Origin of the sequence: Amycolatopsis sp. CA-161197 (assembly GCF_050942255.1) — a bacterium.
Lineage (GTDB): Bacteria > Actinomycetota > Actinomycetes > Mycobacteriales > Pseudonocardiaceae > Amycolatopsis.
The window spans coordinates 4,281,440-4,302,606 of sequence record NZ_CP192059.1 but is presented as its reverse complement, the minus strand read 5'-3'; the positions used below and the strand labels follow the sequence as shown (position 1 = coordinate 4,302,606).

Sequence of the window (21,167 nt, the reverse complement as noted above, 5' to 3'; positions counted from 1 at the left end):
TCAGCACTCCCGTTCGCGGTAGAGGCCCAGTGCTTCCAGCACGGGTGCGTCACTGACGCTGAACACGTCCAGGTTCTCCTCGGCGGCAAGGCCGTAGGGAGCCCACGACGGCACCGCGAAGACGTCACCCGGGGCGAGCTCGAAGCGCTGGTCACCGATCAGCACCTCGCCGGTGCCGGCCAGCACCGCTCCCACCCGCGACCCGGCCTGCCGGGTCGTGCGGCTGCGGCTGCCGCCGCGCACGCGCCGCATCTCGCAACGCATGGTGGGCATGACGTCGGCGCCGGTCTGCGGATTGGTGTAGCGGATCTGCGCCTCGCTCGCGCCGGTGGCGGCCAGCTGCGCCGCGAGCGCCCGGTCGGTGTCGGCGCGCCGGTACACCAGCAGCGGCGAGTGCGCCGCCTCGTGCCGGGCCTTGCCGAGCCCGCCGGGCACGAGGCCGGGACCGGCGCCCCAGAGCCGTTCGGCGGCCGACGCCGGATCGCTGCTCAGACCATCCCGGGCGTCGGCGCCCTCCTCGAAGAACACCGCGTCGAGCGCGGCGACGACCGGCAAGTCGAGCACGTCCAGCCACATCATCGGCTCGGCGCCGGGGTTGTGGTGCTCGTGGAAGGTCATGCTCGGGGTGAGCACGAGGTCGCCGGTCGCCATGCGCAACGGGTCGCCGTCGACAAGGGTCCAGGCACCCTCGCCGGCGAGGACGAACCGCAGCGCCGCCGGGGTGTGCCGGTGCGCGGGCGCCCGCTCCCCCGCGCCCAGGTACTGCATCCCGGCCCACATGGTCGAGGTCGCGTACGGCGCGCCGCCGAGACCGGGATTCGCGCAGGCCAGCACGCGGCGGTCGCCGCCCCGGTCGATGCCGACCAGCTCACCGCTGCGAGCCGCGAGCCCGCGCAGCGCTTCGGCCCGCCACCGGTACGGCACGGTCCGGGGCACCGGCTCCGGCGTCAGCAGGCCGGAGAGCTTCCACAACGGCTGGAGATCGGCTGCCGCCACGTCGCCGTACAGCTCGTCCAGCCGGCTGTCCTGATCCGTGAAGCGAGATGTCGCCATGGGGGTTTCCCTCCGCATGCCACTCAAGCTGAATTAGTACGTGTACGTACTATGAAACGGCACGCTAGACGCTGATTTGTTGACAGTCAAGGGCTTCTCGGCGCAACGACGACGTCGATCAGCCGAGATAGTACGGACACGGCCGACCTCGGTCGGCTACAGTGAACCGGTCAAGAAGGGGACTTCCGTGCGAGACACCACCATCGGCAGCAGCCCACCTCCCCGGGCACCGGGGCCGGTCACCCTCGTGCTGCCACCCGACACGACGGCGGGGCACCTCATCCGCCGCGCCCAGCAGGCGCACACGGCGCTGTGGTCGGCCGAGGTCGGCACCGAAGTCACCGGCCCGCAGTACGCGATCCTGAGTGCGCTGAGCCGCCGGTCGGGGGTCGACCAGGTCACCGCGGGGCGCGCGGCGTCACTGGACAAGTCGACGACGGCCGACATCGTCGACCGGCTGGGGCGCAAGGACTGGATCCGGCGCGACCGCGACACCGGCGACGGCCGCCGGTACCTGCTGTCGCTGACACCCTCGGCCAAGGCGATGCTGCCCGACCTCACCGCCCGGGTGGAGACCGTGCAGGACCGGCTGCTGCACCCGCTGGGCCCGAATCTGCGGCGCAGCTTCGGCAGGCTGCTGGGCCGAGTGGCCTACCAGGGGCCGGTGCCGGCCACCGGCAAGGACGAGGACAAGGAGGTCGAGGTGCTGCGGCTCAGTTCGACACCCGGCCACCTCATCCGGCGCGCCGAGCAGGTGCACGGCGCGCTGTGGAGCCGGCACGTCGGCACCCGGCTCACCCCGTCGCAGTACGCGCTGCTGTGCAGCCTCGTCTGGCGCCCGGCCATCGACCAGACGGCCGCCGGCGAAATGGCCTCACTCGACAAGTCCAGCGCGGCCGACATCGTGGCCCGCCTGCGCCGTCGCGGCTGGCTGCTCGACACCCGCGACGAGACCGACCGGCGGCGCAAGCTCCTGGCGCTCACCGACCTCGCGCGCACCACGCTCGCCGAGGTGACACCCGCGGTGCAGACCGTCCAGCGCGACCTGGTGGCCCCGCTGTCCCCCGCCGAACAGGACAAGCTCATCAGCCTGCTGCGGCGTGTCGCCTACCAGTGACCGTCCGGTGAGGCCAGGAGGGCTCGTGCCCGACACTCCAGTGTGGACACCGCACCCGCGGGCGGCCGAGCGAAGTCGGCGAACCCACGGATCGGGCGCGCTAGCTCGTGGAGCTCCCCGCCGCTGGTGCGTCGGCATCCTTTGCGGAGGCGCGGGTCCGCCGATCCTCGAGCTCGTGCAACCAGGCCGCGAGATGTTCACCGAAGGCGTGCGGGTTGTCCTCGGGCGTCCAGTGGAAGCCGGGAAACTCCGAGCGCGAGAGGTTGCGGTACTGGGCGATCGCGTCACGGCGGCGGCCGCCCACCCAGTCGATGGTCGGCCGCCGGGACTCGCCTGGTGAGCGGTACGGCCGGACGATGGTGTCGAGCTCGGCCGGTGCGAGCATCCGAACCATGCTGTGCTGGGCGGCGTTGACGAAGAAGTTGTCCTCCAGCACGGCCTGCTCGCCGGCCGGCGAACGCAGAAACTCGAACTGCCCACGCATCCGCTCCGGCCAATCGGACCATTCGAACGGCGGGAGCAGGGCCTCGGCGAAAGCGATCCCGGCGACCCGGTCTTCGTGCTGCATCGCCCAGTCGAAGGCGACGTTGGAGCCCCAGTCGTGGCCGACGAGGACGACGTCGTCCCCGACGGCCAGCTGATCCATGAGCGCGCTGAAATGCTTCGCGTGCGTGGCGAAGCCGTAGCTTCCCGCGGTGGCATCCGGCAGCTTCTCCGAGTCGCCGGCGCCGATCAGGTCCACCGCGATCACGCGGCCGAACCCCTCTACGTACGGCATGACGTTGCGCCACAAGAAGGACGACATGACGTCGCCGTGGACGAACACGATCGTCCGGTCGCCCGCGCCTTCGTCGACGTAGCTCATCCGGCTGCCCAGCACCGTGACCGACTTCTTCTGGTACGGCGATGTGGGCGAGACCGCCGGCCCCGCTCCGGACGCCGGGGCGAGCATGACGTTCTGAAGAAGCGCCGCGGCCGGAGTCAGCGCGGGTCCGCCGGCGTTGACCTGTTCGAAGTAGTCGTACCAGCCGGATTCCGCGATGCCGGCCTGCAGTTCGCGCAGGAGTTCGGCGTCGGGGAGCCGGTACACCGAGAAGAAGTCGAAGTCGGCGCGGTGATCAGTGGCGGGATCGTTGGGACCGTACCCGAGAATCTCCAGGCCGCGCTCCTGCAGGCTCCCCAGCGCGGTGGGCAGGGCCATGGCGAAGCGCCGGCGTTCGGCCGCGCTCAGCTCCAGCCAGGCCGGCTTGTACTTGTACAGCTCGATGAACAGCTGTTGCACGGTGATCTCCTTTTTGTGCAAGGTCGAGCCGCCGGCGACCGGACGCGGTCGTCGGCGAGGGACTTCGGGCACTCAGGCCAGGGTGAAGCGCTGCCGGTACTCCCCGGGCGTGGTTCCGAGCCGTTCCCGGAACACCCGGTGCAGGGTTTCGATCGAGCCGAACCCGCTCGCGCTCGCGACCGCGGCCGGAGGCAAACTGGTTCGCTCGAGCAGCCGCCGGGCCTGTTCGACGCGGAGGGCCTCGACGTACTCGGCCGGTGTCGTGCCCAGATCCGCGCGGAAGATCCGGGAGAGGTGGCGGGGGCTGACCGACATCCGCTCGGCGAGCACCCCGACCGACAGCTCGTCCTCGAGATGATCGGCGATCCACCGGCGCAGGTCGCCCAGGCTCCGGCGCACCGTGGTGGGGTAGGCCAGAGGCACGCTGAACTGGCTCTGCCCGCCAGGTCGCTGCACGTACATCACCATGTGCTGGGCGACCTTGAGCGTCAGCTCGTCACCGTGGTCCTCCGCGACCAGTGCGAGCGCGAGGTCCATCGACGAGGTGATTCCCGCCCCGGTCCAGATCTTGCCGGAACGGACGAAGATCGGATCGGCCTCCACCTCGACCGACGGGTTCTCGGCGGCGAGCAAGCCCGCCGTGGCCCAGTGCGTGGTCGCCTTGCGCCCGTCCAGCAACCCGGCCGCGGCGGCGACGTGCGCACCCGCGCACGGGGTGGCGATCCGCCTCGCGTCTTTCCCCTTGCGCCGCAGCCAATCCACGAGGTCCGGGTCTACATAGGGCTGCGGCCCGCGTTCGGTGATGTCCATCCGGCCGGTGATCAGCAGGGTGTCGGGGCATTCCTTGATGTCGGCCAGTGCGGTGTCCGCGTGCAGCGCCACGCCGGAGAACGTGGGGATGCGTCCGGTACGGGTGCCGCCAAACCGGACGTCGTACCGCGCGCGGTCGTCCGGCAGCAGAACGTTGGCCATCGCGAACACCTCCGCGGGCCCCGTCGCCTCGAGCGCGTCGACGCCCGGGAACAGGGTGACCAGCACCACGTGCGGCGGAACGTTCTGCACGACTCCACCATGCGCCGCGGCCCTGCGGTCCGCAATGACACGTCATTGCAAGAAAGGGACACGCGACGCCGCGACGGTCGGCATGCCGACTGCGGCCCCAGCCGGCGCACGGTGCGTCTGTGACCGTGCGCCGGCCGGGTCCACCACCGCGAGCCCGGGCCCCTCGACATCCCGGCCTCGCTCCCAGTAGCCGGAGCCATCGGCGCCGGCTGCGGCTCGTGTTGTGCGCGACGACCGCCGGTTTCACACCGGCCGGTCGGTTGGTCTGCGCGGAGCGGGTTCTGCGGCGGGGCCGGCGTCGTGGGCCGGCCGACGTTCCTTCCGGGCGGTCGCGGGGTCGGTGGACTCTCGGGAGCGCTCAGGTACGCAGAATCCCATCAGACGCCTCCAAAGTGAACGCGGGATGAACGAAGGGCCGTCGCCTTTTTCGGCCGGACAACGGGTCCGCGGCACGGAGATGCGGCAGGAATCCGTGCTGTCGCGAGGGCGCGACGCCGGATCGCCACGGTCACCGAAACCGGTATTTTCGCCTTGAGGTGACCGCGCGAGGCCGTTCGGTGGTTATTCGGCGACGATCACATAGATGCCATAGCCGATGATCAGTGCGCTCGCGGAAAAGCACAGCGCCGCTGCGGTGTAGCGGAGGCCGCGTGACGCGTCGGCGCCGCGCCCGGGACCGGTTCGAGCGACGGGCGCGAGCGCCGCGATACCGAGGGTCACCAGGACGATGACGGCGACCGCGGCGCCGAAGGAGACCAGGAACACCAGTCGCAGCAGGTTCCATTGGATGTGCACCGGTGCCTCCTGTCAGGGGTTGCTCGGGGCCGGCCGGGGTTCGGCGACGGGGTTGTTGACGTTGTCGGCACTGATCGGCCGGCGACGGGACAGCGCATAGATACCCGCGGCGATGGCCACGCCGCCCACCGCCACGAGGACCGTGCCGAGCGTCCCCGTGGAGGCGACCCAGCCCGCGACCGCGCCCAGGACGGCCGCGGCGGGCATGGTGAACAGCCAGGCGAGAGCCATCTGGCCGGCCAGGCTCCAGCGCACCGTGGCCAGCTTCTTGCCGACCCCAGCACCGAATATCGCGCCCGAGCACACTTGCGTCGTCGACAACGGAATGCCCAGTTTGGAGGACACCAGAATCACCGCGGCGCTGGTCGTCTCGGCGGCAAAGCCTTGTGGCGTCTCGATATCGGTGATCCGTTTGCCGAGGGTCCGGATGATCCGCCAGCCGCCGAGGTACGTGCCGACCGCGATCGCCAGCCCGGCCGAGACGATGACCCACGCCGGTGGGCCCGAGCCGGCCGGCAGCGTGCCGGCGGTGATCAGGGTCAGGGTGATGATGCCCATGGTCTTCTGCGCGTCGTTGGTGCCGTGCGCCAGGGAAACCAGGGACGCCGAGACGATCTGGCCGGCCTTGAACCCGCGGCCGACCGCTCGGTCGTCACGGCGCTTGCTGAGCAGGTAGGCGAAGTAGGTGCCGGTCATCGCGACCACACCGGCGATGAGCGGCGCCAGGAACGCGGGAATCAGCACCTTGCCGAGCACGGTGGAGAAGTTCACCGCGCTCGTGCCGGCGGCCACCCAGGTCGCGCCGATCAGCCCACCGAACAGGGCGTGCGAGGAACTGGAGGGCAGCGCCAGCAGCCAGGTGAACAGGTTCCACAAGATCGCCCCGACGAGCCCGGCGAAGATCACCGTCGGACTGATGGCCGTTTCGTCGACCAGCCCGCCGGAGATCGTCTTGGCGACTTCGACCGACAGAAACGCCCCCACCAGATTGAGGGCCGCCGACACCGCTACCGCGACCCGCGGGCCCAGCGCCCCGGTTGCGATCGACGTCGCCATGGCATTGGCCGTGTCGTGAAAACCGTTCGTGAAATCGAACAGCAATGCGGTCAAAATGACGATCAAGACGATCGTGGTCATCACAAAACTTTGCGACCGGTACACCAACATGAGTTGAACAGCGTATTTCTTCGGCCTTAGTACTGCAACGACACTTCGTGATGGCCGCGTCGTCGGTAGTGGCTAGTACGTGCTCGGGCTTGGCTGGAGCGTCGCCATCGTGACCAGTGCATCGCATGCTGGATTGTGTGGCGGATCGGTGCGGTGACGCGGTTGAGCAGTTTGCGGATTTCGTTGGACGTGAGCGGTATCAGACCGGGTGCGGATCCCCTTTTTTCGCGGCGTCTCGGGTGATGACGAGGAATGCCGCCGCCGCCATGGAGAGGGTGATGTGCCGATACCATGCTTGGTATCGGCGGACCTGGTAGTGGTCGAGCCCTGTTTCGTTCTTCGCGGTTTGAAAACTTTCTTCGATTGCCCAGCGGGTTCCGGCGACGCGCACCAGTTCTTGGAGGTCGGTTGCGGCGGGGCCGAAGCAAATGTAGTAGGCGATCTCGGTGGGGTCGCTGACTGAGCGGCGGGCCAGCAGCCAGTGGCCGACTTCTGGTCGGCGCAGGGGGCGGATGTCGACGGCGGCCCAATCGTAGATCCGTTGCCCGTGGGCGCCATCGCCGCAGGACAGACGTTGCCAGGTGGCCGGGTCGACGTCCGCGATGACGGCGTGGACACGCCGCTGCCGCAGATCCATGGAAATCACCATCTGGGACTTGGGCACTGCGAGCACATGCGCGATGTCGTGTTCTTCCAGCCAGAGCCGTAGCCGCCCGACCTGCCCATAGGCTTCATCGGCGGTGAACCATGCAAACGGGATTCTCGCGGCGAGCGCGCGTTCCACCATCAGTTGTGCCAGTTCGGGCTTGGTCGCGAATCCGACGTCGTCGGGAATACCGGCTGCAGCGCACCTTCCCCGATCCGCGATCCACTCTTTCGGCAGGTACAACTCGCGATCGATCAAAGCCCGCCCCCGATCCGAGGCGTACGCCAAGAACACGCCGATCTGCGAATTCTCGATCCGCCCAGCCGTGCCCGAATACTGGCGCGCCACGCCGGCGGATTTCGTGCCCTTCTTCACGAATCCGGTCTCGTCGGCGATCAACACGCCACGTTCGGCGTCCCCGAGCACGTCGACCACCGCAGTGCGCACATCATCACGCATGCCCTCGGCGTCCCAGGCGTAGAAGTTCAGCAGCCGCTGCATGCCCTGCGGACCCGTCTCACCGGCCATCTCTGCCAGGGTCCAGCCGTTCTTGCGCTCGGCTTCCGCCAGCAGCCCCCGCAGGTAGGAAACCATTTGCCGCCGCGGCTCCACCCGCGAAAACCGCTCCGCGAACCGCCCCGCGAACGCAGCGAAACGCGCCGACCAGTCCGTCACCATCTCCAGCACACAAGATCAACTACACGACCGTCGAACCCGAGCCTAACCGACACGCCGGTCGATTCATAACGAAGTGTCGTTGCAGTATTAGAGCTTGTCTCATGTGGTTAGTTTTCGGAGTTTCTTCCAGCAGGTCACGGCGGCTGCGAGTTGAAGGAAGGCGAGGAAGTGTGCGGCTTTGCGTTCGTAGCGCAGGGTGAGACGTCGGTAGCCGGTCAGCCAGGCGATCGTCCGTTCGATCACCCACCGGTGTTTGCCGAGTTTCTCGGCGGATTCGATGCCCTTGCGGGCGATCCGCACGCCGATGCCTTGGGTTCTGACCCAGTGGCGCAGCGCGCGCTGGTCGTAGGCCTTGTCTGCATGCAGCTTCGCCGGCCGGCCCCGCCGGGGGCCGCGACGGGACTTCACCGCCGGGATGGCCATCACCAGGGGTTTGAGTGCGTGTGAGTCGTGAGTGTTCGCGGCGGAAATCGCGACCGTGAGCGGCAGCCCGCCGCGATCGGACAAGACGTGGATCTTCGAGCCCGGCTTGCCCCGGTCGACAGGGCTGGGACCGGTCAGAGATCCCCCTTTTCGCGCGAACACAGGCACCGTCCACGATCGCGCGACTCCAGTCCAGCAAGCCCCTGCTCCCGAGTTCGTCGAGGAGGACATGGTGCAGCTCGCGCCAGAGCCCAGCCTCGGTCCACTGGGCGAAGCGGCGGTGCGCGGTCTGGAACGGCACCCCGAACGACGGCGGCAGGTCCCGCCACGCGCACCCACTGGTCAGCACGTACACGATCGCCGTGAACACCTGCCGCGGTTCCAACGGCGATGTTCCTCCGCCCTGGGGACGCGCCACGAACACCGGGATCAACGGCTCCACCAGGTCCCACAGCTCGTCCGGCACCAGCCGCAACGACAAACGATCAACCACAACCAAGATCATGACGCATCAGTCGTTGATCACCACGTAAGACACGCTCTTAACAGGAACGGCGCTTTCTTGATCTTTTTGATCGCACTTCGGGCGCGGCAACGTCCGGCGACGAAACCGCCCCCTCGGCGTGGCTCACGCTTCGGCGCGGTGCCGCTCGGCGAGCTGCTTCAGGTTGAGCAACTGCCGTCGAGCCATGATCAGGTCGCCGACGCACACGCCGCGCGCCGCCCAGCGGTTGGTCTGCATGACCAGTTTGAACAGCAGGCGCGTCGTGTCGTGATCCCGGGGGATGAGGACGTAGGACATGAAGGCGCCCATGATGGTCCCGGTCAGCTGGTTGCCCCGGTCGACCGAGACGATCCGGCCCAGCCTGCGCCCGCCGGCGGTCGTGAACATTTCACCGACGTGCGGCTCGGGAAGGTCCAGCAGCTCGCGAGGTGAGCGGCGGCCCAGGTTGTCGATCCAGTCGTAGGAGTAGGGCGCGAGCCGCACCTGCCCGACCCAGGGCCACACCGCTTCGGACGGCGCCTGCACACCCACGCCCCGCCACGCTTCGAGCGCGGGTGAGGCGACGAAGTCGTCGCACGGGTAGGAGCGCGTGATTTCGCTGTCGCTGACACCCCAGCGGTCACCGATCATGCATCGATCGTCACCCACTCCGGCCCGGTCTTCAAGACGCGGGTCCGTTCGCCGACGGTGAACCACGGAATCGCGCACCTGCCACCACGCGTTTGCACGATATGAACAACGACAAGGCGGAGCCGGACGCACTCGACGCCTACTCGGCCATCGTCACCTCCGTCGCCGCGCAGCTCACGCCCCGCGTCGCGGCGTTGACCGTCCGCTCCCGCAACGGGGAGTCCGCCGGGTCGGCCGTCGTCCTGACCGCCGAATCCCACCTGATCACCAACTCGCACGTCATTTCCGGCGGCGACCACGGCACCGCGGAGTTCGCCGACGGCACCGTCGCGCGCTTCGACGTCGTCGGCAGCGATCCCCTTTCCGACATCGCCGTGATCCGCGCCGACCGGGAATTGCCCGCCCCGCCCGAATTCGGCGACGCCGACACCCTTCTCGTCGGCTCCCTCGTCGTCGCCGTCGGCAACCCGCTCGGCCTGGCCGGCACCGTCACCGCCGGCGTGGTCAGCGCGCTCGGCCGCAGCATCCCGGCCCGCACCCGCACCGCCGCACGGCTGATCGAGAATGTCATCCAGACCGACGCCGCGCTCAACCCCGGCAACTCCGGCGGCGCGTTGGCCGACAGCCACGCCCGGATCGTCGGCATCAGCACCGCCGTCGCCGGCTTCGGCCTCGGGCTGGCCGTCCCCATCAACGCCACCACCCACCGCATCGTCCACGCACTGATGCACGACGGCCGAGTCCGCCGTGCCTACCTCGGCCTGGTCACCACACCGGCACCCCTGACGCCAGTCCAAGCCGAACGATTCGGGCAACGCACCGCGCTGCGCATCGTCGAGGTGGTGGGCGACAGCCCCGCCGCCCGCAGCGGACTGAAGCCGGCCGACCTGGTCCTCGCCGTCGACGGCACCCAGCTCCCCGACGCCCAGTCGCTCCAGAAACGCCTGTTCTCCGAAGCCATCGGCCGCCAGATGGAAGTCACCGTCCTGCGCAACAGCGCCCTCGTCGACGTGATCGCCGTCCCCGCCGAACTCACCGACTGAGCCCGACGCTCACCCGAGCCGAATCGGCCCCGAGAGCGCGTCGGACCCCTGCTTCGCACAGTGCCGCCGGCGGGTCACAACAATGCGTCCACAGTGATCGGCAGTGACCGCACGCGCACTCCGGTCGCGTGGTACACCGCGTTGGCGACCGCCGCGGCCACGCCCACCAGGCCCACCTCGCCGACCCCCTTGATCCCGATCGGGTTCATGCGGTCGGGCTCGCCGACGAAGGTGACGTCGATGTCGGGGATGTCCGCGTGCACGGGGACCAGGTAGTCGCCGAAGGTCGCGTTCGTGATGCGGCCGGTGGCCGGGTCGGTGACCGTGTCCTCGAACAGGGCCATGCCGATCCCGCCGATGACGCCGCCGATGATCTGGCTGGTGGACGTCTTCTCGTTGAGGATGCGGCCACCGTCGATCACGGACACCACGCGCGTCACCCGGACCAGGCCGAGGTCCTCGTCGACCCGGACCTCGACGAAGTGCGCGCCGAACGCCCCCGCGGGCGCCATCCCCAGGCGGTGGGGATCCGCAGGGGTGCTGCTCCCTTCGGCGGACAGGTCCGGCAGTCCGTGGCGGGCCAGGATGGCGGTGTAGGTCTCGCTGCGCTCCGGGTCATCGCGCCGTCGGATCCGTCCACCGATGGCGATCACGTCGGCGGGATCGCTGCCGCGCAGCGGTGATCCGGGGTCGTCCAGCACGAGGTCGAGCACGGCGCCGATCAGCCGCGCACACGCGTCGTGGACGGCCGAGCCGAGCGCGCCGGTGAGCCCGGACCCGCCCGCCTGCGGGGCCTTCGGCAGGTCCGAGTCGCCGAGGTCGAAGTGCACCTGCTCCGGTGGCAAGCCGAGCAGCTCCGCCGACAGCTGGGTCATCACCGTGTAGGTCCCGGTGCCGATGTCGATCGCCGCGCTGCTGACGGTGGCCCGCCCGTCGGCCGCGACCGTCGCCCGAGCCGAGCACGGTGCCTGGTACCACGGGTAGCTGACGCCCGCCATGCCCTGGCCGACGAGCCAGTGCCCGTCGCGCAGACTACGCGGCTCGGCCGGGCGCCGGGACCACCCGAACCGCTCGGCACCCACGGTGTAGCACTCCCGCAGCGCCTTGCCCGACCACGGCAGGCCCAGCCCGGGATGGGTGTCGGCGTAGTTGCGCAGCCGCAGGTCCAGTGGATCCATCCGCAGTGCCAGCGCCAGTTCGTCCATCGCCGATTCGAGCGCGAAGCTTCCCTGTGCCTCGGCCGGTGCCCGCATCGAGACCGGGGCCGGGATGTTCACCCGCACCTGCTGGTCCCACGTGCGGATGTTCGGGCAGCTGTAGGCCACGGCGGAGCCCGCCGCGAAGGGCTCGTAGTCGTCGTCCTCGACGGCCAGCAGCGAACGGCTCCGGTGTTCCAGCGCCAGCAGCCGGCCGTCGGCGCTCGCAGCGAGCCGCACCCGCTGCACACCCTTGGGCCGGTGGCCGACCGACGTGAACATCTGCGGCCGCGTCAGCACGAGCTTCACCGGCCGGCCCAGTTCCCGCGCTGCCATCGCCGCGAGGATCACGTGCGGCCACGCCCGCAGACCGGCACCGAATCCTCCGCCGACGAACGGGCTGAGCACCCGCACCGACTCCTCGGGCAGGCCGAACACCACCGCGAGCGTCTCCTGCACCATCGACGGCCATTGCGTCGAGTCGTGCACCGTGAGCCGATCGCCCTCCCACTCGGCGAGGGTCGCGAACAGGCCCAGTGGGTTGTTGGTGTTGTCCGACGTGGAGTACTCGGCCTCGACTGTCACGTGCGCCGCGGCCAGACCCGCCGCGAGGTCCCCGCGCTCCTGGTCCAGGCCCCACGGGTTGTCGACGGTGGCCGCACGAGGATCGTCGGCGTCGAGGACCGGTTCGGCAGCCGCGTACTCGACGCGCACCAGCGCCGCGGCCGCGTCGGCCTGTTCGCGGGTCTGCGCGACGACGAGCGCGACGTGCTGCCCGTGGTGCAGCACGCGGTCGTCCTGCATCGGAGCGGGCGGCGACGAGCCCAGCGCGGTCATCGGTCCTCGCACCAGCGGGGGCACGTTCAGGTGGCTGAACACCCGGACCACCCCGGGCGCCGATTCGGCGACGGTCGAGTCGATCGCGGTGATCCGCCCGGCCGCGACGGTGCTCCGCACGAGCGCGGCGTGCGCCTGGCCGGGAGCGCTGAAGTCCGACGAGTAGCGCGCCTGGCCGCTGACCTTCCGGGGCCCGTCGACCCGGTTCAGCCCGGCGCCGATCAACGGCAGTGCCTGGAAGGTGGTCATCGGGAGATCTCCGATACGGTCTGGAGCTGCCGGACCAGTGCCCGTTGGGCCAGCTCGACCTTGAACTCGGTGCCCGGCACGGTCCACGCTCCCGTGAGCGCGGCCGCCGCGGCCGCGCGGTAGCTCGTCACGGTCGCCGGTGCCCCCCTGAGCACCTCCTCGGCCGCCGGGGCCCGCCAGGCTTTCGACCCGACCCCGCCGAGACCGATCCGCGCCGTGCGGACCACCCCGTCGTCGATCTCGAGTGCCGCGGCCACCGAGACCAGAGCGAACTCGTACGACACCCGGTCTCGGACCTTGAGATAGCCCGAGCGCGTGGTCTCCGGCAGCAGCGGGATCTCGACCTCCGTGATCAGCTCACCGTGTGCCAGCACGGTTTCGACGTCCGGCGTCGTGCCCGGCTCGAGGTAGAACTCCGTGAGCGGCACGGTCCGCTTCCCCCCGGCGCCCTCGATGTGCACCAGCGCGTCCAGCGCCACGAGGGCCACGGCGAGGTCGGACGCGTGCAGCGCGATGCACCGCTCGCCGACGCCGAGGATGGCGTGCATCCGGGCCGGTCCGGTCACGGCGGCGCAGCCGGACCCCGGGGCACGCTTGTTGCAGGTCGCGACGGCCGGGTCGCGGAAGTACCGGCAACGCGTGCGCTGCAGGAGGTTGCCGCCGATCGTGGCCATGTTCCGCAACTGCACGGACGCCCCCAGCAGGAGCGCCTCGCGCACCACGGGCAGCCGGTGCGTGACGAGCGGATCCGCGGCCAGCTCCTCCATCGTGGTCAGCGCGCCGACGTGCAGCGAGCTCCCGGCGCCGAGGACGCCGCGCAGTGGCAACCGGGTGATGTCGACCAGCCGCTCGGGTGCGAGGACACCGTCCTTCATCAGGTCGACCTGGGTGGTGCCGCCGGCGAGGTAAGCGGCGCCGATGTCCTCCGACGCCGCCAGCGCGTCGGCCACCTCGGACGTCCGGACGTACTCAAACGAGCGCATCGGTACCTCCCGCGTCCGCCACTTCGCGAATCGCGGCCACGATGTTCGGGTACGCGGCGCAGCGGCAGAGGTTCCCGCTCATGAACTCGCGGATGTCCTCGTCGGTTCTCGCGCGGCCCTCGGCCAGCAGCGCCACGGCCGACATGATCTGGCCGGGCGTGCAGTACCCGCACTGAAATGCGTCGTGCCGGACGAACGCCTCCTGCATCGGGTGCGGGCGTCCGTCGCGGGTGAGCCCCTCGATGGTGGTCACCTCACGGCCTTCGCACGACGCGAGCAGCGTCAAGCACGAAAGGAACCGGTGCTTGTCGACGAGAACTGTGCACGCGCCGCACGCGCCCTGGTCGCAGCCCTTCTTGGTGCCGGTGAGGTCCAGCCGGTCGCGCAGGGCGTCGAGCAACGTGACGCGCGAGTCCGCGACCACCACCCGCGGTTCTCCGTTCACGACGAATGCCGTGGTGATCTCGGTGGCGTCCGGGGCGAGGGTCCGCGACGCCGTGCGTAGCCTGGGCGTGGAGGTCATCCCCTCAGCGTGGTCCCCCGCCGCCGTCTCCGGACCCGGGAGTCACCCCGGTCGGCCCGCGGACGGGCCCGGGGTGAGCCGGCCTCGGCAGGCTGCGCAGCTGCTTGCGCGACGTGACGCCGAGCTTGCCGAACACCTTGCCCAGGTGCCATTCCACCGTGCGCGGGCTGAGGAACAGCCGCGTTCCGATCTCGGCGTTGGACAGGCCTTCCCGGACCAGCCACGCAATCTGGACCTCCTGCGCGGTGAGCTCCGAATTTCCTTCGGCGGCGCGCCGGCGCGGCACTTCCCCGCCCGGACGCAGCTCCCGCTCCGCCCGGCGCGCGAACGCGGCCATCCCCATCGCCGTGAACAAGTCGTGCGCGGTCCGAAGCTGCTCGCGCGCCGCCCGCCGTCGCCGGTTGCGGCGCAGCCACTCGCCGTACAGCAGGTGGGCTCTCGCCAGTTCGCCGCGCACGCGTGTCCGGCCGAGCCGTTCGACGGACTCCACGTAGTTGTCCTCGGCGACCGAGCCCTCGGTGACCAGCGCCCGGCAGCGGGCCTCGATGCCGAGTGCCCATTCCGTGCCGCTGACCCTCGTGTGCGCGGAAAGCCGCCGCAACGCCTGCGCGGCCTCGTCAGGTTGCCCGTTCCGGGCCGTCGCTTCGACGCGTTCGGCCATCATCCAGAGCCCCGCACCGACCAGCAGCTGTTCCTGCTCCACGAGGTCGGTCGCGGCCACCGCGTCGGCGTAGCGGCCCAGGCTGTTGCCCAGCAGCGCCTCCGCCCACGCGTAGATCTGCGCCCCGGAGCCCTCACCGCGAGCCAGCACCTCGCCGCGGGTGGCGGCGACCATCGCCGAAGTCTCTTCCTCGCGGCCCTGCCAGGCGGCGAGCATGACCGCTCCGTAGGGCGCGAGGCCGACGCCGATCGTTTCGGCCAGGACATCGATTTCGCCGACCAGCGCGGCCGCCTCGGCCAGCTCGCCCAGGACCACGTGCACTGCCACCCGCGAGGTCACGGCGAGTGGCAGTGTGGTGAGCGCCCCGGCCGCGCGCGCCTGCTCGACGTGGCGGGTCGCGAGCCGTTCCCAGCTCCGGTAGTCCCACAGGTCGGGTGCGGTGGTGCCGGCGAGCCAGAGCCAGCGCAGCTCGTCCACGCCGCCGCCGGTCTCGTCGCAGAACGCACACAAGGCCCGTTTCAGCAGGTGGCTGCCGGCGGCGAGCTGACCGGTGTCGCGCGCGGCCAGGCCGTCGAGGAGCAGGTCCGCGGGGGTGGGCGGGCCCGGCGGGACGGGGGCGCGCCGGGCCGCTTCCGCCACCTCCACCACGTCGCCGCCGACCGCGAGGTGGAGCGCGAACCGCGCCGCCGACAGGGCCTGCAAATAGGTGTCCCTGGCCAGGCGCGTGTCGAACGGCTCCAGCTGCTGAGCGGTTTTGAGCAGCAGCATGGGCGCCTCCGCACCCCGGCTGACCGCGAACGCCACCTCGGCCCGGAGCAAGTTGGCCTTTGCGTGGCGCAGGTCGTCGAAGCGGCCCGCCTGAGCCACCGACAACAGACCGAGCGCCATTTCGGGCGCGCCCGCGTCGAACGCCGCCCGCGCGGCGGCGAGCGCTCGCTCCGCCCGGCTCACCGGATCGCGGGTCAGCTCGACCGCACGAGCCAGGAACGCCGCCGCGGCGGGAAGACCGCCTCGGGCCTGCGCGCGGGTCGCCGACCGGGCCAGCTCGGCTGCGACCTCCTCGTCCGGCCCGGCGACGGCGCGGGCCCGGTGCCACGCCCTGCGATCCGGATCGGACTCGGGGTTCGTGCACTCCGCCAGCGCCCGGTGCGCACGCTGCCGTTGCTGCTCCGTGGCGCCGTCGTACACCGCCGAGCGCACGAGCGGGTGCCGGAATCCCACCCGTGCGCCGAATTCGACGAGGCCCGCCGACACGGCGGGGGCCGCCGCGTCGACCCCCACGCCCAGCAGCTCGGCGGCACTCCACACGAGCACCGCGTCGCCGAGCGGGTCGGCCGCCGCGACCAGCAGCAGCCGGCGGGACGCTTCCGGTAGCCGGGTGACTCGTTCCTGGAAACTCGCCTCGATCCGGCCGGGTGAATCCCGGGCAGCCGGCAGGCCGAAGCCACCGGCGAGTTCCGAGGGCGGCATGCTCCGCGGCAACTCCAGCAGCGCCAGCGGATTTCCCCCGGCGTCCGCGACGATCTGCTCCGCCACGCGCTCGTCCACCGGGCCCGGCAGCGCCGTCCGCAACAGGGCCCGGGCGTCCCCGGCGGGCAGTCCCCGGACCGGTAGCTCGCTGACGCCGATCAACACGGCCGCGGGCACCTGCTCTCGCGTGGCGAAGACCAAGCCCACGGATTCGGCGAACAGCCTGCGCGCCGCGATCGCCAACGCCTGAGTCGAAGCGTGATCGAGCCACTGCAGGTCGTCGACCAGGCACACCAGCGGACGCTCGGCCCCGGCGTCGGCCAGCAGGCCCAGCACGGCCAGCCCGACGAGCAGCCGGTCCGGCGCCGGACCCGCGGTCAGGCCGAAGGCGGTGCTCAGCGCCTGGCGCTGCGGGGCCGGCAGCCGGCCCAGCCGGTCAAGCAGGGGTACACACAGCTGGTGCAGGCCGGCGAAGGGCAGCTCCCGCTCGGCCTCGACGCCGGCCGTGCGCACCACCCGGCACCCCGCGGCGTGCGCGGCGACATAACGCAGCAGCGAGGTCTTTCCGGCACCGGGTTCGCCGACCAGCAGCAGCGCGCGACCCTGCCCCGCCCGCACGGCTCCGACGAGCGTGTCGAGCGTTGCGCACTCTCGGTGCCGGCCCAGCAGCACCTGATCGCCTCCGTCCACCAGCTCCAGGCCACGGCTGCCCGACGTCGCCGGGGCGCTGCCGCGGACGACCAGTTTATGGCGCTTCGGGCGTCGTGGGACGTTCCGCGACCCATTCCCGTACCGCGTGGTGATCGTCCGTTGTGGACGCAGAAGTTCCGCCTGATCCCGGCTGTCCTCGTGAACGGCGCGCTCGCCCCGGCGCTCCACATCACACGTTTTCGCAGGTCAAGGCCACTGGAACCAGCCGGCAGCGTTGCGCCTGTCCCAGCGCGGGCGGATGCTGGCCGGCATGACCGAAATGGACGAGAACGAGTGGAAAGCCTTCATCGGAAAGGGAACCCGCACGGGCAAGGTGGCCACCGTCCGGGCGGACGGTGCCCCGCACATCGCACCCGTGTGGTTCCTCCTCGACGGCGATGACCTCGTGTTCACCACGGAGAACGTGACCGTGAAAGCCCACGACCTGATCCGCGACGGCCGGGCCGCGGTCTGCATCGACGATCAGGTGGCTCCCTACTCCCACGCTGTCCTCTGGGGACACGCGGACATCTCCGAAGACCCCCGACAGTTGCGCACCTGGGCAACGAGCATCGCGGCCCGCTACATGGGCGAGGACCGCGCCCGCGAATTCGGCGAACGCAACAGCGTGCCCGGCATGCTGCTCGTGCGGATGCGCATCGAGCACGTCAGCGCCTACGCGGCCATCGCCTGACTCGAGCGTCTGTCGAGCGAGACCGCCGCCGGACTACCGGCCGACCCGCCGAAACATGGATCCATGCGCGCAATCGCTTGAGACACTCCCGCCCCGTCGGCCGAGAAGCCGTTGCAGTGGAAGGAAGTCGCCGCTCCCTAGCCAGCTGCGCACACGGGTCGGAGCCAGCGTCGGCCGCGCGAACCGGCACATGGTCGACGACGACTGGCGAGCGGCCGAGGGACACGGACCGATCCTCGTCGACTGACCTCGGCCGCCGTCGGTCCGCGACGGTTCAGTTCGCCGCGAGCGTCACGGCGAATTCCGGCGGTGTGCGCAGCGACTGGAACACGACGCAGTAGCGCTCGGTGAGCTTCTTCAGCGTCGCGAGCTGGTCGGGGTCGGCGTCGGTGTCGAGGTCGAACGACAGGCGGATCGCGCGGAAGCCGACGGGGGCGTCCTTGGCGACGGCGAGGGTGCCGCGGAAGTCGAGGTCGCCTTCGGCGCGGACGCGGCCGCCGCGGACGTCGAGGCCCAGGGACGTCGCCACCGCGCGCAGCGTGACCCCGGCGCAGGCGACGAGCGCTTCGAGCAGCATGTCGCCGGAGCAGGCGAGGGTGCCGTCGCCGCCGGTCGCGGGGTGCAGTCCGGCCTCGACGATCGCGCGGCCGGTCTCGACCTTGCAGGAGATGCCGAGGCCGTCGAGCTGGGCGTCGGCGTGCAGCGTGATGAGCGCGCTCTCCGGTTCGTCGCGGTACTTGTCCTTCAACGGGGCCTGGGTCGCGCGCAGCTCTTCGGTGTCCATGCGCTCGATTGTGCCCATCTTTCCCGGAAATCAAAAAGGTGAGGACCCGCGAGGGAGGTGGTTGCGCCCGCAGCCACGGAGGACTGGACCAGACGACGACCAGCGAAAGCACGGCCCGGGGGCGGCCTCGTCGTACGGAGGCGGCCGCCGGCCGGCGCGGAGATCGGTGGTCATGAATGTTCGTTATGGGGTGCTGTGGCGGCAGGCGCCGCCGCCTGCGGAGCGCGCGGCCGAGTGGGTGACCCGATGCACCCACCGCGCCGGGAAAAACGCAGGTCAGCTCCTTCTCGATGAGCGAAGGCGGCTCGTGGCGGTCGCCCACGCCGGCCGGGCCGACGGGCACCGCGGCCAGGTCGGGCGGGTTCCGAGCGTTCGATCATCCGCCGCATTTTCGCTACGATTCGCCGGCACCGAGAATGTTCGATCGACAGCTTGGAGTGACCATGCCGCGCCCGTACGCCAGTGGAGTCGTCGCCGCGCCCGTCGAGAAGGTCTGGGCCCAGGTCCGTGCCTTCGGAGACTTGTCCGCCTTCCTGCCCGCGATCGGGCACAGCGAGATCGTCGAGGGCGTCGACGCGCAGGCCGGGGCCGTCCGGCGGCTCACCCTCGCCACGGGCGGCGACCCCTTCGACGAACGGCTGGTCTCCCTGGACGACCCCGGTCGCACCCTCACCTACGCGTTCGTCGGCGCGAACCCGTTCGGCGTGCGCCGCTACGTCTCGACGGTCCGCGTCTGCCCGGTCACCGACACCGGCGAGTCCTTCGTCGAGTGGTGGGCCGAGTACGACGCCGACGCGGGCCAGGAGGAAGAGCTCAACCGCACCTTCGCCGAGGACGTGTACGGCAGCGGCATCGCCGGGCTGCGGAAGGTGCTCGGATAGGGACCGGCTCGGGTAGGGACAACGCCGTGGTCGAGGTGATCACGGCGTGCGGGTCGGCGGCGCGGTCACCGTTTTCCTGAAGGACGTTCGTCCGTGCGGAAGGGAACCCACTCGGCGCTCGTCTCCCTCCTGAACGCGGCCACGGCCGCGCCGACGGTGGGATAGAAGTGAGCCGGGTCGAGGCTGCGGGTGAGCTCGTAGCGGTCGATCTTGCGCCGCACCGGGTCCTTCAGCTCGGCCAGCACCAGGTGCGTGTCGCGCGCGTTGAGCTCGTCGTCGAGTTCCCGCAGCATGTCGGCGGCGGTGGTGTCCACATCGGTCACCGGCTCGGCGGCCACGACGATCCAGCGCGGAGCCGGCGTGGCCGCCGCCAGCCTGCGGACCTCGTCGCGGAAAGTTCTGGCGTTGGCGAACATCAGTGGCGCGTCGAAGCGGAAGAGCACCAGTCCCGGCAGGCGCAGCGCCCGCGGGTAGGACCGGACGTCGTGGAAGCCGGGCAGGTCGGGGACTTTCCCGAGGATCGTGTGGTAGGGCAGCCACGACCGCCGGAACACGTTCAGGATCGACAGGACCACCGCGATGGCGATCCCAGGCAGCACTCCGAGCAGCGCGACTCCGGCCAGGGCGGCGATCGACAGCAGGAACTCGGTCTTGCGCTGTTTCCACAGCCGCACCGTGCCGCGCACGTCGGCCAGTGACACTGCGGCGGTGATCACGATCGCCGCCAGCACGGGCTGGGGCAGGTTCCGGAACAAGCCGGGCACCAGCACGATCATCACCGTGATCAGCACGGCGCCGACGACCCCGGTCAGCTGGGTCCGGGCCCCCGCCTGCTGCGCCACCGCGGTCCGCGAACCACTGGTGCTGACCGGAAAACCCTGGAACAGCCCGGCCGCCAGGTTCGCCACGCCGATTCCGGCCATCTCCCGGTTGCCCTGGACCTCTTGCCCGGTGCGGGCGGCGAAGGCCGAGGCCGTGGAGATCGTGTCCGCCAGCGACACCACCGCGATGCCCGCCGCTCCAGCGAACAACGGTGCGAGATCGGCCAAGCCCACATGCGGCAGCGTCAGCGGAGGGAAGCCGGCCGGCAGGACACCGACCAGCTGCACCCCGCGGGCGCCCAGATCGAACAGCGGAACCGCGGCGATCGCGAGCACCACGACGACCAGAACCGCGGGCACCTTGCGCACCCAGCGTTGCAGCACCAGGATCGCCGCGACACCGCAGAGCCCGACCGCGGCGGCCGCGCCGACCACCTCGCCGCCGGCGATTCCCCGCGCCACGGCGCCGATCTCGGCGAGGAGCCCTTCCGCGTCGACGCTGAACCCGCACAGTTTGGGCAGCTGACCCACCACGATGGTCAAGGCCAGCCCGTTGAGGTACCCGATCATCGTGGGCTTCGAGATCAGGTCGGCGATGAACCCGAGCTTCGCGACTGCGGCGACGAGCATGATCACCGCGACCATGATCGCCAGCATCGACGCGAGCGCGACGGCGCGGGCCGGGTCCCCGTTCGCCGCGACGAGGGGCAGAACGGTCGCGGCGATCATCGGTCCCAGCGAGGAATCCGGCCCCAGCACGAGAATCCGCGAGGGTCCGAAGACCGCGTAGGCCAGCAGGCACAGGATCGACGTGTACAGCCCGGTGATCGCCGGCAGCCCCGCGAGTTCGGCGTAGGCCATGCCCTGTGGAACCAGCAGGGTCGTGAGGACGACGCCCGCCACGAGGTCCTTCGCCAGCCAGCGCCGCTGGTAGGTACGTACTTGCTGCAGGCCGGGGATCCACTGGGCCATGGCGC

General features: G+C 70.6%; 18 protein-coding genes. 4 read left to right on the top strand and 14 right to left on the bottom strand.

What is annotated here, in order from left to right; genetic code table 11:
- Nucleotides 1-1,053, bottom strand: coding sequence for a cupin domain-containing protein (locus ACQPXB_RS20580; protein ID WP_432854613.1), 1,053 nt, complete (start codon nucleotides 1,051-1,053; stop codon nucleotides 1-3).
- 187 nt (nucleotides 1,054-1,240) lie between these two features.
- Here ACQPXB_RS20580 and ACQPXB_RS20575 point away from each other — a divergent pair, with 187 nt between their 5' ends.
- Complete coding sequence (locus ACQPXB_RS20575) at nucleotides 1,241-2,170, top strand: MarR family winged helix-turn-helix transcriptional regulator (RefSeq protein WP_432854610.1); 930 nt, start codon at nucleotides 1,241-1,243, stop codon at nucleotides 2,168-2,170.
- Nucleotides 2,171-2,270: 100 nt separating this feature from the next.
- Here the strand turns inward: ACQPXB_RS20575 and ACQPXB_RS20570 are convergent, their stop codons facing one another.
- From ACQPXB_RS20570 to ACQPXB_RS20540, 7 genes are all read right to left on the bottom strand, one after another.
- Nucleotides 2,271-3,452 carry a DUF6616 family protein gene (locus tag ACQPXB_RS20570; RefSeq protein ID WP_432854607.1) on the bottom strand — a complete coding sequence of 394 codons (1,182 nt, stop codon included), beginning with the start codon at nucleotides 3,450-3,452 and terminating at the stop codon, nucleotides 2,271-2,273.
- 72 nt (nucleotides 3,453-3,524) lie between these two features.
- Nucleotides 3,525-4,514: a GlxA family transcriptional regulator gene (locus ACQPXB_RS20565; protein WP_432854604.1), complete on the bottom strand. Its 990-nt coding sequence runs from the start codon at nucleotides 4,512-4,514 to the stop codon at nucleotides 3,525-3,527.
- Between the two features lie 561 nt (nucleotides 4,515-5,075).
- Nucleotides 5,076-5,309 (bottom strand): hypothetical protein, encoded by a 234-nt coding sequence (locus ACQPXB_RS20560; RefSeq protein ID WP_432854601.1) that lies wholly within the window; start codon nucleotides 5,307-5,309, stop codon nucleotides 5,076-5,078.
- Between the two features lie 12 nt (nucleotides 5,310-5,321).
- On the bottom strand, nucleotides 5,322-6,446 hold the full coding sequence (locus tag ACQPXB_RS20555) for an anion permease (RefSeq protein WP_432854598.1): 1,125 nt from the start codon (nucleotides 6,444-6,446) through the stop codon (nucleotides 5,322-5,324).
- Nucleotides 6,447-6,675: 229 nt separating this feature from the next.
- Nucleotides 6,676-7,800: an IS701 family transposase gene (locus ACQPXB_RS20550; protein ID WP_432856633.1), complete on the bottom strand. Its 1,125-nt coding sequence runs from the start codon at nucleotides 7,798-7,800 to the stop codon at nucleotides 6,676-6,678.
- Nucleotides 7,801-7,899: 99 nt separating this feature from the next.
- Nucleotides 7,900-8,716 (bottom strand): IS5 family transposase gene (locus ACQPXB_RS20545; RefSeq protein WP_432854596.1). Its coding sequence is split into 2 segments (ribosomal slippage): nucleotides 7,900-8,374 and nucleotides 8,373-8,716, totalling 819 coding nucleotides; the frame shifts between segments, so codons are not numbered across the junction.
- Between the two features lie 135 nt (nucleotides 8,717-8,851).
- Complete coding sequence (locus ACQPXB_RS20540) at nucleotides 8,852-9,436, bottom strand: polyketide cyclase (RefSeq protein ID WP_432854593.1); 585 nt, start codon at nucleotides 9,434-9,436, stop codon at nucleotides 8,852-8,854.
- Nucleotides 9,437-9,459: 23 nt separating this feature from the next.
- Between ACQPXB_RS20540 and ACQPXB_RS20535 the strand changes: the two genes are divergently transcribed.
- On the top strand, nucleotides 9,460-10,401 hold the full coding sequence (locus tag ACQPXB_RS20535) for a S1C family serine protease (protein WP_432854590.1): 942 nt from the start codon (nucleotides 9,460-9,462) through the stop codon (nucleotides 10,399-10,401).
- Between the two features lie 74 nt (nucleotides 10,402-10,475).
- On the opposite strand, the gene ACQPXB_RS20530 is transcribed toward ACQPXB_RS20535, so the two are convergent.
- Genes ACQPXB_RS20530 through ACQPXB_RS20515 form a run of 4 tightly spaced genes read right to left on the bottom strand, consistent with a single transcriptional unit; the run spans nucleotide 10,476 to nucleotide 17,010 of the window.
- Entirely contained in the window at nucleotides 10,476-12,683 is a 2,208-nt protein-coding gene (locus ACQPXB_RS20530; protein WP_432854587.1) for a xanthine dehydrogenase family protein molybdopterin-binding subunit, read from the bottom strand.
- Nucleotides 12,680-13,666, bottom strand: coding sequence for an FAD binding domain-containing protein (locus tag ACQPXB_RS20525; protein WP_432854584.1), 987 nt, complete (start codon nucleotides 13,664-13,666; stop codon nucleotides 12,680-12,682). The genes ACQPXB_RS20530 and ACQPXB_RS20525 overlap by 4 nt, the downstream gene beginning before the upstream one ends.
- Complete coding sequence (locus tag ACQPXB_RS20520; RefSeq protein ID WP_386955624.1) at nucleotides 13,653-14,189, bottom strand: (2Fe-2S)-binding protein; 537 nt, start codon at nucleotides 14,187-14,189, stop codon at nucleotides 13,653-13,655. The genes ACQPXB_RS20525 and ACQPXB_RS20520 overlap by 14 nt, the downstream gene beginning before the upstream one ends.
- A gap of 4 nt (nucleotides 14,190-14,193) precedes the next feature.
- A complete protein-coding gene (locus ACQPXB_RS20515) occupies nucleotides 14,194-17,010 on the bottom strand; it encodes an ATP-binding protein (RefSeq protein ID WP_432854581.1) in 2,817 nt (938 codons plus the stop codon).
- 271 nt (nucleotides 17,011-17,281) lie between these two features.
- Between ACQPXB_RS20515 and ACQPXB_RS20510 the strand changes: the two genes are divergently transcribed.
- Nucleotides 17,282-17,704 carry a PPOX class F420-dependent oxidoreductase gene (locus tag ACQPXB_RS20510; protein ID WP_432854578.1) on the top strand — a complete coding sequence of 141 codons (423 nt, stop codon included), beginning with the start codon at nucleotides 17,282-17,284 and terminating at the stop codon, nucleotides 17,702-17,704.
- Between the two features lie 274 nt (nucleotides 17,705-17,978).
- On the opposite strand, the gene ACQPXB_RS20505 is transcribed toward ACQPXB_RS20510, so the two are convergent.
- On the bottom strand, nucleotides 17,979-18,488 hold the full coding sequence (locus tag ACQPXB_RS20505; protein ID WP_432854575.1) for an OsmC family protein: 510 nt from the start codon (nucleotides 18,486-18,488) through the stop codon (nucleotides 17,979-17,981).
- A 443-nt stretch (nucleotides 18,489-18,931) separates the two neighbouring features.
- On the opposite strand from ACQPXB_RS20505, the gene ACQPXB_RS20500 reads away from it, so the two are divergent.
- Entirely contained in the window at nucleotides 18,932-19,369 is a 438-nt protein-coding gene (locus ACQPXB_RS20500) for an SRPBCC family protein (protein WP_432854572.1), read from the top strand.
- A 65-nt stretch (nucleotides 19,370-19,434) separates the two neighbouring features.
- On the opposite strand, the gene ACQPXB_RS20495 is transcribed toward ACQPXB_RS20500, so the two are convergent.
- Entirely contained in the window at nucleotides 19,435-21,162 is a 1,728-nt protein-coding gene (locus ACQPXB_RS20495) for a SulP family inorganic anion transporter (protein ID WP_432854569.1), read from the bottom strand.
- Between the last annotated feature and the right edge of the window lie 5 nt (nucleotides 21,163-21,167).